Origin of the sequence: Priestia sp. YIM B13552 (assembly GCF_042787775.1) — a bacterium.
In the GTDB taxonomy this organism is placed as follows: domain Bacteria; phylum Bacillota; class Bacilli; order Bacillales; family Bacillaceae_H; genus Priestia; species Priestia megaterium_E.
In genome coordinates, this window is record NZ_JBHZOU010000002.1 from 840,661 (window position 1) to 853,613 (window position 12,953).

Below are 12,953 nucleotides of genomic sequence, written 5' to 3' on the forward strand. Positions count from 1 at the left end.
TTGTTAAGCTTGTTTTTGCGCAATAATTGCTACCCAGTCTTCCATAAGCGTTACTTCTTGAATAACAAAGCCCGCTCCCGTTAACGCTTTTTTGACATCTTCTTTTTTCGCACTAATAATACCTGATGTAATGAACATGCCTCCTGGCTTTAATACTTTTGCAGCATCGTCTACAAAACGAACGATTACTTCAGCTAGAATATTCGCCACAACAATGTCAACCGGTCCTTCTATACCTTGCAATAAGTTGTTTTGACCTACTGTTACGACGTTCCCAACTTGATTCAATTCAATATTTTCGCGAGCAGAACGTACGGCTACTTCATCAAGGTCTAGAGCTTGTACATTACTTGCTCCTAACAGAGCCGCGCCAATGCTTAGCACTCCTGAACCTGTACCCACGTCAATAACAGTATTTCCTGCTTTCACTGTTCTTTCCAATGCTTGAAGAGACATAACCGTTGTTGGATGCGTACCTGTCCCAAAAGCCATTCCGGGATCAAGCTCGATAATCAATTCATCTGTGCTTACTTTTTCATAGTTTTCCCAAGTTGGTACAATCGTAAAACGCTCTGAAATTTTCACCGGATGGTAATATTTTTTCCAAGCAGTGGCCCACTCTTCCTCGTTCACTTCACTGATCGTAACTTTGTTAGCTCCTAAATCAAAGTCGTAAACAAGCAGTCCATTAATTTCTTTTTTGATACCATCCACAGTTTCTGCTAAAAAGCTGTTAACTGGAAGATATGCTTTAATCACTACACCTTCTTCTGGGTAGTCTTCTACGTTTAAATCGTAGATTTCACCAAAAGTTGTATCTCTGTCCTTCACTAAATCAGCAGGATCTTCAATGACTACCCCGCTAGCTCCTGATTCATGTAAAATATGAGAGATGGGTTCAATTGCTTCTTGCGCTGTATGAATACAAATTTCAGACCATTTCATTGCTACCAACTTCATCCTTTCTGCCTTCAGTAATATAGGATTTTAAATATGAACATGACAGATGACAGGTTGGCAAAGTACCTTTACCAACCTGTCTCTGTTTACTATGAAAGACAATTATTCTCCTTTAATTGCTCGTTTTACTTTTGCAAAAAAGGAATCATGCTGCTCATCAACGGCTTCTTGACCGCTCAGTTCAGCGAACTCACGCAATAATTGTTTTTGTTTTTCTGATATTTTTGTTGGAGTTACAACTCGAACGTGAATATGCTGATCTCCTTGACCATATCCTCGTACGTTTGCCACACCTTTTCCTTTTAAACGGAATTTCGTTCCCGTTTGTGTACCAGCAGGAATCTTCAGCTTCACCTTGCCGTGTAGAGTTGGTACTTCTACTTCATCACCTAGCGCTGCCTGAGCAAACGTTAAAGGCATTTCGCAGTAGATATCGTCTCCATCACGTTCAAAGAATTCATGAGTGCGCACGTGGAACACTACGTATAAATCTCCCGGAGGACCACCATTTACCCCTGGTTCTCCTTGAGCACTTACGCGCAGCTGTTGACCATCATCTACACCAGCTGGAATTTTAACATTAATCTTACGTCGTTTTGTTACTTTACCGTCACCGTGGCACGTTGCACATTTGTCTTTAATGATTTTTCCCGTACCATTACAATGATGACACGCACGTCGATTTACCACGCGGCCAAACGGCGTGTTTTGTTCAACGTTTAACTGACCTGAACCATTACAGTGCGAACATGTATCGACTTTTGTTCCAGGTTTTGCACCTGAACCGTGACATGTTTCACACGTTTCTTCACGTGGAATTTCAATTGTTGTTTCTTTTCCGAAAACAGCTTCTTCAAAAGAAAGTGTCATCGTGTATTGTAAATCGGCACCTTGTCTCGGAGCATTAGGGTCACGTCTGCGACCACCACCACCAAAGATCGAGCTGAAAATATCTTCAAAGCCGAAGCCACCAAAGTCTGAGCCGCCTCCACCAAAGCCGCCAAAGCCTTGATTTGGATCAGTATGACCAAATTGATCGTATTGTGCTTTTTTTTGGTCATCACTCAATACTTCATATGCTTCTTTTACTTCTTTAAATTTGTCAGCAGCATCTTCCGCTTTGTTAATATCTGGATGATATTGTTTAGAAAGCTTGCGGTATGCTTTTTTTATTTCATCTTTTGTAGCGCTCTTACTGATACCGAGTACTTCATAGTAATCTCGCTTACTCATCAATACTCACTCCCGAATCGTTTCACATAAACGTAATTGTATCATTATTAATAATTCCATAGCAACATAAAAGTTACTTTCTATTGCTCCCGTGCACGCAGAGAGCCAAGTGAAAAACTTTCCCTTTCGCTTTTCCACGTTAAAAAAGTCAAAGCCAAGAAATAAGCTTGACTTTGACTTTTTAAAAAGATGTGAATCGCACCATGGCGTCATTCACGTTAGTCGTCAAGATGCATTATTTTTTGTCGTCGTTTACTTCTTCAAACTCTGCATCTACAACATCATCATTTTGAGCGCCTTGTTCACCTGCTTGCTGAGCTTGTTGAGCTTGCTCATACAATTTTACAGTTAACGCTTGAACGATTTCTTGAAGTTCATCTTTTTTCGCTTTGATTTCTTCAAGGTCATTCTTTTCAATCGCTGCTTTTAAAGCATCTTTTGCTTCGTTAGCTTTTGTTACTTCAGCTTCTTCTACTTTTCCTTCAAGATCTTTTAGTGTTTTTTCAGTTGTAAACACTAATTGATCTGCTTCATTGCGTAGTTCCACTTCTTCTTTACGTTGCTTATCAGCATCTGCGTTTTCTTCCGCTTCTTTTACCATGCGGTCGATTTCGTCATCTGATAAACCTGTTGAAGATTTAATTGTAATAGCTTGCTCTTTGTTTGTGCCTAAATCTTTTGCACGAACGTTTACGATACCGTTTTTGTCAATATCGAATGACACTTCGATTTGAGGTACTCCGCGTGGTGCAGGTGGAATATCAGTTAACTGGAAACGACCTAGCGTTTTGTTGTCTGCAGACATTGGACGCTCACCTTGAAGAACATGAATATCTACAGCCGTTTGGCTATCTGCAGCCGTTGAGAATACTTGTGATTTACTTGTTGGAATCGTCGTATTACGCTCAATTAGCTTTGTAAATACGCCACCCATTGTTTCGATACCTAGTGATAAAGGCGTTACGTCTAGTAATACAACGTCTTTTACATCACCCGTTAATACGCCACCTTGAATTGCTGCACCAAGTGCAACTACTTCATCAGGGTTTACACCTTTGTGAGGATCTTGACCAGTTTCTTTTTTGATCGCATCTTGTACCGCTGGGATACGAGTTGAACCACCAACTAAGATTACTTTATCAAGTTCGCTTGCAGAAAGGCCTGCATCTTTTAAAGCTTGACGCACAGGAGCCATTGTACGTTCTACAAGGCCTGCTGATAACTCGTCAAATTTAGCACGTGATAAAGATACCTCTAAGTGAAGAGGGCCAGCTTCTCCAGCAGTGATAAATGGTAAAGAAATTTGTGTAGATGTTACGCCTGATAAATCTTTTTTCGCTTTTTCAGCCGCATCTTTTAAACGTTGAAGCGCCATTTTATCTTTGCTTAAATCAACGCCGTTTTCTTTTTTGAATTCAGCGACTAAATAGTCGATGATTACTTGGTCAAAGTCGTCACCACCAAGGCGGTTGTCACCTGCAGTTGCGCGAACTTCAAATACGCCGTCGCCAAGTTCTAGAATAGATACGTCAAACGTACCGCCACCAAGGTCATAAACTAAAACTGTTTGATCTTCATCTGTTTTTTCTAATCCGTACGCAAGTGCTGCTGCAGTAGGCTCGTTAATAATACGCTCTACTTCTAAACCAGCAATTTTACCAGCATCTTTTGTTGCTTGACGCTCAGCATCATTAAAGTAAGCCGGAACTGTGATAACAGCTTTTGTTACAGGCTCACCTAAATACTCTTCAGCATAACCTTTTAAATGTTGAAGAATGATAGCTGACATTTCTTGAGGCGTGTATTGCTTGCCTTCAGCTTCCACCTTATGGTCTGTACCCATATGACGTTTAACTGAAATAATTGTGTTAGGGTTTGTAATAGCTTGACGTTTCGCTACTTCCCCAACTTGACGCTCACCGTTTTTGAATGCCACAACTGATGGCGTTGTACGGTTTCCTTCTGGATTTGGAATTACTTTTGGTTCGCCGCCTTCTAATACAGCGACACAAGAGTTAGTTGTACCTAAATCGATACCAATGATCTTACTCATTGACAATGACCTCCTTCATAATATGTAGTGTTATTGATTCACTTTAACCATCGCAGGGCGGATGATTTTATCTTTTAATTTGTAACCTTTTTGAAGCTCTTCTACTACCGTGTTCGGTTCGTATTCATCGTCTTCTACTTGCATCACTGCTTGATGCTCGTATGGATCGAATGTTTTCCCGACTGATTCAATTGCTTCAACACCTTCTTTTTGAAGTGCCTCTACTAATTGACGGTATACCATTTCTACACCTTGCAGCACGGATTTAGTTTGTTCGTCCGCTGTGTTAACTTGTAATGCACGTTCAAAGTTATCAAGTGCTGGTAAAATATCCGAAACTAATGATTGAGCACGGTATTTTTGAGCAGCTTCTGCATCGAGACGTGAACGACGACGGAAATTATCGAAATCAGCTTGTAGACGTAAGTAGCGATTCTCTTCTTCTTCAAGCTGTTGCTTTAATTGATCATTTTCTTGTTGAAGAGGGTTTACTTCCTCAGACGCTTCAGCTTCAGTTGCTTCAGCAGAGTTTGTTTGAACTTCTTCAACCACTTCTTCGTTTTGTTCTTCTACTTGCTTTTCGTTTGACAATTCATTCACCTCCCTTAAATGTTTACACACATTTTCACATTTTAAACAACGTTTTTTATTTTATCACAGGGAAAGGATGGAAGTAATATATTCCACCCGATTCCTTTATTCTTTATACAAGTTTGTTAATACTTGAGACATATCTGATGACAGCAGTGTAAGCAAACTAATCACACGTGCATATTCCATGCGGGTCGGTCCCAGTATAGCAATTGTGCCAAGCTGTTCGTGACCAAAGGAATAACTAGCTGTAATTAAGCTGCACCCTACCATTTCATTCAATTTATTTTCATGACCAATTTTCACATGTATACCAGCCTCATTTGGGCTTAACAGCTTATAAAACTGCTGTTCATGTTCAATAATGTTAAACAGCCCGCGAATTTTATTAAGATCATGAAATTCCGGCTGAGCAAACATATTCGTTTTGCCGCCAACTACTAATTTGCCATTCATGTTGAGCTTTAATGCATCATTGAGTATATCCATCGTCTGCTCATACCCTTGAATATGGCTTTTTAAGAGCGTCGCTACTTCTTTGTACATTTTATCATGTAAATCAGTAATGCGAACGCCGATGAGCTTTTCGTTTAAAATGTTAACCATTTTTTCAATATCGGAAGGTTGAATACTGCTCGGCAGCGTAATCGTCCGACTTTCAACGTGTCCTGTATCGGTCACAATAATGGCAACAGCTGACTGAGCCGTTAAAGGTAAAATCTGCAGCTGTTTTAACTTATGGCTGACCGCTTTTGGTCCTAGCACAATAGACGTTAAACTCGTTAAATCAGATAAAATTTGCGCTGACTTTTGAACGAGCTGCTCCAGTTCTACAATGCGTTCAGCGAATACCGAACGTACCGTGGAAACGTCGCTTGCTTTCAAGTGCTGCGGGGACACTAGATGATCAACATAATAACGATAACCTTTCTCAGACGGAACGCGCCCTGAAGAAGTATGAGTTTTTTCAATAAATCCAAGTTCTTCTAGGTCTGACATCTCATTGCGAATTGTAGCCGAACTAAAATTAAACTCTTCTTTCTTAGATAATGTTCGAGAGCCTACCGGCTGCGCAGATCGAATGAAATCATCAATAATGACTTGTAAAATTAATAACTGTCGATCAGTAAGCACGCTTCATCACCTCTGTTAGCACTCTAAAACTCTGAGTGCTAAATCTAATAATAAATTACCAAATCACTATAGCGATGTCAACGATTTGATATTAGATTATCCCAATAAAGGCTTGAAAAACTTCATTCCCCAAAAATCGACCGTTGTGTGTTAAAAAGACTGAGCTATTGTCTTCACCCAAAAGTCCTTTCTCTTTGTATTCTTGAATAGGTTCTCCAAATACATCTTTTAATTCTCGATTGAATTTTTTCTTAAACTCCTCTTTTGAGACTCCTTTCGTTTTACGAAGGCCCAAAAACATTTCTTCTTCCATTTTTTCAGCCTCGGTCACGCTCACTTCATTGAGATATGCATTTCCTTTTTGCTCGACCGAATCAATGTACTTTTTTAATGGTCCAATATTTGCTCGTCTTATTCCGTTTATATAGCTATGTGCGCCTGCGCCAATTCCGTAATAATCGTCGTTGTTCCAATAGGTTAGATTATGAATACTCTCGTAGCCTGGCTTTGCGAAATTACTGATTTCATATTGATGAAAACCTTGTTTGTCCATTTCTTTCATAAGCAGCTCATACATAGCTGCTTCTTCTTCTTGAGCAGGCAGAGGCAGTTTCCCTTTGTTCATTAAATTATAAAATACCGTTTTAGGCTCAATAATCAACGAATAGGCAGACATGTGCTCTACCTCTAATGAAAAAGCGGTTTGAAGCGTAGAAGAGAAATCAGCTACCGTTTGTTCCGGCAGGCTATAAATTAAGTCTAAGCTTATATTCGACATTCCAATCTTTCTCGCTTGCTCAACACAATCAAATACCTGTCTATTTGAATGCACACGTCCAATTTTCTCCAATAATCTTTCATTAAACGTTTGTACACCAATGCTTAAACGATTCACGCCATAATCATGAAGAAGCTGAAGTTTTTCTTTCGTCAATTCATTCGGATTCGCTTCAAATGTAAACTCACCTTTTTCGTCATAAGGAAGATACATACGAATGGATTCTAAAAAATACTCTAGCTGCTGTTCATCTAACGCTGTGGGCGTTCCACCCCCAACGAATATCGTGTTTAAATTGGTCGTTGGATAACGTTCGACTGTTTGTTTCATTTCTTCTCGCATGCTTTCCAAATACGGCATAACGGGCTGATTTTTAAAAAACACTTTATTAAAGTCACAATAGTGACAAATATGATGACAAAACGGGATATGCAGATATGCTGCCTTCACCATGGACTTTCACCTCAATCACATTTATAAATGATAAAAATACCGCAGAGTCTCTCTGCGGTATTTTTATCTATGTTCGTTCACACTTATTTACAGCGCTCAAAACTCTTTACTATCGTATCAGATTAGCTTGATTTTCAAAACTAATTTGACATGTTAAATAATAGAATTTCAGCTATTAATCTTCGTCCATGCGAAGCACAGCCATAAATGCTTCCTGCGGTACTTCAACAGAACCGACCTGCTTCATACGTTTTTTACCTTCTTTTTGTTTTTCAAGAAGTTTACGTTTACGAGAGATATCTCCTCCGTAACATTTTGCTAAAACGTTTTTACGAATGGCTTTAATTGTTGAACGCGCCACAATTTTTTGACCGATTGCCGCTTGAATCGGCACTTCGAACTGTTGACGTGGAATAAGCTCTTTAAGCTTTTCTACAATGACTTTACCACGATCGTAAGCCGAATCTCTGTGCACGATAAAGGACAGTGCATCGACCGTTTCGCCGTTTAAGAGAATATCCATCTTCACAAGTTTCGAAGGCTGATATCCGATAAGCTCGTAATCAAACGACGCGTAGCCTTTTGTATTTGATTTTAATTGATCAAAGAAATCATATACAATTTCAGCTAGCGGAATTTCGTATACAATACTCACGCGATTAGCATCCAAGTACTGCATATCAATAAAGTTGCCCCGCTTCTTCTGACAAAGCTCCATCACAGCACCAACATAATCGTTTGGTACCATCATCGTTGCCTTTACATACGGTTCTTCCACGCGTTCAATCTTTTGTGGGTCCGGCATATTAGACGGATTATCTACAGACAGGTGAGTCTCGTCTGTTAAATACACGTCATAAATAACGCTTGGAGCTGTTGTAATTAAATCAATTTTAAATTCGCGCTCAATACGCTCTTGGATAATTTCCATGTGAAGCAACCCTAAGAATCCACATCGGAAACCAAACCCTAAGGCCTGAGACGTCTCTGGTTCAAACTGAAGTGCAGAGTCATTTAGCTCTAACTTTTCTAGTGCTTCACGAAGATCGTTATACTTCGCTGTATCAATTGGATACAGTCCGCAGTATACCATTGGATTCAGACGACGATAACCAGGAAGAGGTTCACTTGCTCCATTTTTAGCAAGAGTAATCGTGTCCCCTACTCGCGTATCTCCAACGTTTTTAATAGCTGCTGTTAAAAAACCTACGTCGCCAACAGAAAGTTCATCTTTAGCAACGGCTTTTGGCGTTAACACACCTAGCTCCGTTACCTCAAACTCTTTTCCTGTTGCCATCATTTTAATTTTGTCGCCTACTTTTACTCGTCCCTGTACGATACGAATAGATGCAACTACACCTCGGTATGCATCATAAAATGAATCAAAGATCAGCGCTTGAAGCGGTGCATCTGGATCCCCTTCAGGAGCAGGAACTTTTTCAACAATTTGTTCTAAAATTTCTTCGATACCAATTCCTGCTTTAGCTGAAGCTAATACAGCTTCCGACGCATCTAATCCAATTACGTCTTCAACTTCTTGGCGCACTCGCTCTGGCTCTGCACTCGGCAGGTCAATCTTATTAATGACAGGTAAAATTTCAAGATTGTTATCAAGTGCTAAATACACGTTTGCTAATGTTTGAGCTTCAATACCTTGAGCTGCATCTACTACTAGAATAGCACCTTCACACGCGGCTAAACTTCGCGACACTTCATATGTAAAATCGACGTGTCCCGGTGTATCAATTAGATGAAAAGTATACTCTTCTCCATCTTTTGCTTTGTATTGAAGCTGCACAGCATTTAATTTTATGGTAATTCCACGTTCACGTTCTAAATCCATCGAATCTAAAAGCTGAGCTTTCATTTCTCGCTGTGTTAACGCATTTGTTTTTTCTAAAATACGGTCTGCTAATGTTGACTTACCGTGGTCTATATGAGCAATAATCGAAAAGTTTCTAATTTTCGATTGTCGTTTCAATCTTGCTTCTCTATCCATATTTTTTTCACTCCTACTGAAAATCGGCAAAATACACTAAACTAAATTATAACAACACATTCGTCAACATTCAATAAGCATTCCATTGGGGATTTTTCCATACAAAAAAGCAGAAAGAAATTCTGCTTTTAATTAAGAAGATGATGGATAGCCTTAAAAGCTTTTCCTATTGTACTTTTCACGCCTTCCGCTAGACTTTGACCTAGCGAGGAGAAAAAGTTAAAAGCCTTTCGTTTTTCTAGAAACTGCTGTTTTTCATCAATATTCACGACTTTTTTTGAACCTAAAACTGCAGCTTCCACCTGACCATCTGACGTTTTAGACACATTAATAACATGTTCAATCGAAGGATCATTATATCCCTTCATTTTAATCAATCCTTGCTGAGCCGTCTGCATCCCTAAAAATACGACGCACAGTAAAAAAATGGTTAGCACTACTGATTTTAAAGTGAATTTAATCATATTATTAGGCCCCTTACTTCTTTATCTTCTGTAGTACTAACCATTATGACTATATTGTGAAGAACTCATTCATCTAAAAGCGTATTAATGAGTATATGCTCCAAAGTTCTCTTGATCCACTTCATGATGCAAAGCAGCGTTAAGTCCTCCTGCAACTACATTAGCCATATCTTCAATAAACATATCCACTTCTTTTGGCGTAACCATCAAATTATGACCTAAAGGTGCAAGCACTTCATGAATAAGACGTCTTTTTTCTTCATCAGGAAGGGTGCCAATCATCCCGAGATACGTTTGACGCTGCTCTTCATTGGGTAAGTCATCCTCCGTGAGCTTCTTTTTTTCTCCAAACGTCATACCGGACGGAAGCAGCGACTTAGACGGCTTTCCCTGCTCTTTCATTTCTCGGCCGAAATGTTTTAAGATAAAGTCAATTGTATCGCTTGTAATGGAAACAGCATCCACTACCGTTGGAATACCTATTGCAATAACTGGAATGCCAAGTGTTTCATAACTGATTTCTTTGCGCTTGTTTCCAACCCCAGACCCCGGATGAATACCTGAATCTGAAATTTGAATGGTAGCATTTACCCGTTCAATCGAACGAGCGGCCAGCGCATCGATTGCAATGATAAAATCTGGATTCACTTTCTTTACAACGCCAAAGATAATATCACTTGTCTCAATACCCGTCATTCCCATTACTCCCGGAACAATGGCGCTAACGGGTCTAAAGCCATCTTGCACGCTTTCAGGCTGTAGCTCAAACAAATGTCTTGTAATCAACAAATTATCTACTGCCTTTGGTCCAAGCGCATCTGGTGTAACACTTAAGTTTCCAAGACCCACTACAAGACAGCTAGCATCATCTGGAATGTTGAGGCTTTTAATAAAAAAATTCAGCTCTTTAGCAAATACTTCTTCCATGGCCTCTTGCTTTTCAGTATCCTGCTCGCGAATACCTACCGATTCAAGGGTTACATATCGGCCTTTTTTCTTACCGATTGCTTCTGCGCCTTCTTCCGTAATTTCTACCATTGAAATTTTGACACCTTGTTCTTCTTTTTCTTTTACAATTACGCCTTTGATTTCTGACTGGTTATTCGGTTTAGGCTGGTTTTCTAACGCTATGTCTTTTGCTTCGACAGCTAAATCCGTGCGCACGCTATATTGACTTAAATCAAGTTCTTTTTCCACTTCTTAACCTCCTAGACAATCTTTGTTGGAATTATTGTCACCGAGGACTGGCAGATTCATGCATTTAAGAAATGAAAAGTGGAAAGAAAGGCGCAATATCAGCTACAAGCTTTTGAAGAGAGGTCTGTCATATAAAATTCCTTGTCAAGGCTATTGCATTCTGTCCTTGTGTTTGATAAAATATCTTTTGTTCTTATTGTGAAGAATGTCGAGTTCTATATAATCTCGATTGTTATCATTTCGGGAGGTGAAACGGATGCCAAACATTAAATCAGCTATCAAACGTGTAAAAACTACTGAAGCTCGCCGTGCTCATAACATTCAAGCTAAATCAGCTATGCGTACTGCAATCAAAAACTTTGAAGCTTTAGTTGAAAACAACGATGTAGATAACGCAAAAGCAGCATTTGCTGTTGCTTCTAAAAAATTAGACAAAGCTGCACAATCTGGTATTATCCACAAAAATGCTGCAGCTCGTCAAAAATCTCGCTTAGCAGTAAAACTTAACGGTTTATCTGCATAATTGAGACAAAAACGATCCCATTAGGATCGTTTTTTTATTGCGCTCTTTTTAATAAAAACAGCTGTAAAATAAGCGCTTTATCCATTTTCCCCGTCTTCATTTCATAATCTGCCTCTGCTAAATCCTTTAAAATTTCTTTAAGCTGCTGTTCCTCAAAACTTCTGCTCTGCTGCAAAGCAATTTTCACACGAAACGGATGTACCTTAATCGTTTGAGCAATTTGCTGCTGACCGTACCCTTGACTAGACAGCTGCTTCGTATGATAAATCAAGCGAAACTGCGTCGCTAACAAAGATAAAATTTTAATAGGCTCTTCGTTATTACGCAATAAATCCTGATACATATTTAAAGCAGTAGAAACCTTTCGCTGAATAACAGCGTCAATAAGCGTAAATACATTTTGTTCAAGCGTTTTTGCCACAAGCTTAAGCACAACTTCTTTTGTAATAACTCCGCCTTGTCCAACGTATAACACCATTTTTTCAATTTCATTTGTCACAAGCGTTACATTAAGACCCACAAGCTGAATAAGGAGCGTCACAGCATCTTCATCCATATTCACTCCATCTTTTGAAAGTAAATTATGAATCCACTGCTTCATTTCTTTTTCACCAAATTCGTTCGCTTCGATGTAAGCTGCTTGTTTTTTTAATAATTTTGTTATTTTTTTTCTTTCATCCAGCTTTTCATAAGGAGCTAGCAGAATTAACGTTGAAAAAGACGGGGGCTGCTCCACATATTGCTGAAGTTTTGCTAGATCATGCTCTACTTTATCTTTCGATTTTTCAGCCGTTAAAAATGCTGCATTTTTCGCAACGACTACACGCTTGTCTCCTAAAAAAGGAAGCGTTTCAGCATCTTCTAGAACTTGATCAATCGATGTTTCTTCTAAATCGTATAGTGACAAGTTAAATTCTTTATCTTCTTCATTCAACGTATAGTCGACGATTTTATCTCTAATCTTTTTACTCATAAATGCATTGACCCCGTGTATTAAGTAAACGGGGGCTATATTATTTTTGGTAATACTTTTTAAGCTATCAACTGCCAACGTATATACGCTCCTCTTTTTTATTCATCTATATTGATTATGTATAGTTACTGATAAACAAAATACAATTTCTATCGTAAAGGTGTTATGAGTTTTTGGCAACAATACAAAAGGAATTGCCTTAAAACGACAATTCCTCAGTTTATGATAAACATTAACAATATAAGCCCTAGGTTACTTATTTGTTAATGATTAAACCCTTATCTCTATTTTCTCCTCATGCTCGTAAAGTATAGTTGTTAACTGTTGTCAGTTTGTGAAAACGCTTTTAAATTGTCTAGATTTTTTAAAAAAGTTAGACTATACTGTAAACAGGAGGGGTGTTAATGAACCAATTTGAAGAAAGTGTCCAAAGTAAACGCAACGACGCTGTCGATTCTGCCGTAGGATTTGGTGTTTCATTTGGCTTTTTCACTGCCTTATTTGTTATTGCAACTGTGATTCACTACTTGGGTTCGTAAAATTGCTTCAAGGCTGCTTCTTAGCAGTCTTTTTTAGTTCGTTTTTCTTACTATAG

At 38.9% G+C, this 12,953-nt stretch carries 12 protein-coding genes; 2 read left to right on the forward strand and 10 right to left on the reverse strand.

What is annotated here, in order from left to right; translation table 11 throughout:
* Positions 1-3: 3 nt before the first annotated feature.
* From prmA to gpr, 9 genes are all read right to left on the reverse strand, one after another.
* Positions 4-945: a 50S ribosomal protein L11 methyltransferase gene (gene prmA, locus ACFX40_RS10420; RefSeq protein ID WP_028410618.1), complete on the reverse strand. Its 942-nt coding sequence runs from the start codon at positions 943-945 to the stop codon at positions 4-6.
* Between the two features lie 117 nt (positions 946-1,062).
* A complete protein-coding gene (dnaJ, locus tag ACFX40_RS10425; RefSeq protein WP_013059241.1) occupies positions 1,063-2,193 on the reverse strand; it encodes a molecular chaperone DnaJ in 1,131 nt (376 codons plus the stop codon).
* 235 nt (positions 2,194-2,428) lie between these two features.
* A complete protein-coding gene (dnaK, locus tag ACFX40_RS10430; RefSeq protein ID WP_013059242.1) occupies positions 2,429-4,246 on the reverse strand; it encodes a molecular chaperone DnaK in 1,818 nt (605 codons plus the stop codon).
* Positions 4,247-4,276: 30 nt separating this feature from the next.
* Positions 4,277-4,837: a nucleotide exchange factor GrpE gene (gene grpE, locus ACFX40_RS10435; RefSeq protein ID WP_028410617.1), complete on the reverse strand. Its 561-nt coding sequence runs from the start codon at positions 4,835-4,837 to the stop codon at positions 4,277-4,279.
* A gap of 105 nt (positions 4,838-4,942) precedes the next feature.
* Positions 4,943-5,971, reverse strand: a complete 1,029-nt coding sequence (gene hrcA, locus ACFX40_RS10440; RefSeq protein ID WP_013059244.1) for a heat-inducible transcriptional repressor HrcA — start codon at positions 5,969-5,971, stop codon at positions 4,943-4,945.
* 91 nt (positions 5,972-6,062) lie between these two features.
* Entirely contained in the window at positions 6,063-7,202 is a 1,140-nt protein-coding gene (hemW, locus tag ACFX40_RS10445) for a radical SAM family heme chaperone HemW (protein ID WP_028410616.1), read from the reverse strand.
* Between the two features lie 175 nt (positions 7,203-7,377).
* Positions 7,378-9,201 carry a translation elongation factor 4 gene (gene lepA, locus ACFX40_RS10450; RefSeq protein WP_013059246.1) on the reverse strand — a complete coding sequence of 608 codons (1,824 nt, stop codon included), beginning with the start codon at positions 9,199-9,201 and terminating at the stop codon, positions 7,378-7,380.
* A 128-nt stretch (positions 9,202-9,329) separates the two neighbouring features.
* Positions 9,330-9,665, reverse strand: coding sequence for a DUF3679 domain-containing protein (locus tag ACFX40_RS10455; RefSeq protein ID WP_014458177.1), 336 nt, complete (start codon positions 9,663-9,665; stop codon positions 9,330-9,332).
* Between the two features lie 84 nt (positions 9,666-9,749).
* Positions 9,750-10,862, reverse strand: a complete 1,113-nt coding sequence (gene gpr, locus ACFX40_RS10460; protein WP_013059248.1) for a GPR endopeptidase — start codon at positions 10,860-10,862, stop codon at positions 9,750-9,752.
* A 256-nt stretch (positions 10,863-11,118) separates the two neighbouring features.
* Between gpr and rpsT the strand changes: the two genes are divergently transcribed.
* Positions 11,119-11,385, forward strand: coding sequence for a 30S ribosomal protein S20 (gene rpsT / locus ACFX40_RS10465; RefSeq protein ID WP_013059249.1), 267 nt, complete (start codon positions 11,119-11,121; stop codon positions 11,383-11,385).
* A 34-nt stretch (positions 11,386-11,419) separates the two neighbouring features.
* Here rpsT and holA read toward each other — a convergent pair whose 3' ends face one another.
* A complete protein-coding gene (holA, locus tag ACFX40_RS10470; protein ID WP_028410615.1) occupies positions 11,420-12,436 on the reverse strand; it encodes a DNA polymerase III subunit delta in 1,017 nt (338 codons plus the stop codon).
* A 326-nt stretch (positions 12,437-12,762) separates the two neighbouring features.
* Between holA and ACFX40_RS10475 the strand changes: the two genes are divergently transcribed.
* On the forward strand, positions 12,763-12,897 hold the full coding sequence (locus tag ACFX40_RS10475; RefSeq protein WP_013059251.1) for a YqzM family protein: 135 nt from the start codon (positions 12,763-12,765) through the stop codon (positions 12,895-12,897).
* The last annotated feature ends 56 nt before the right edge of the window (positions 12,898-12,953 follow it).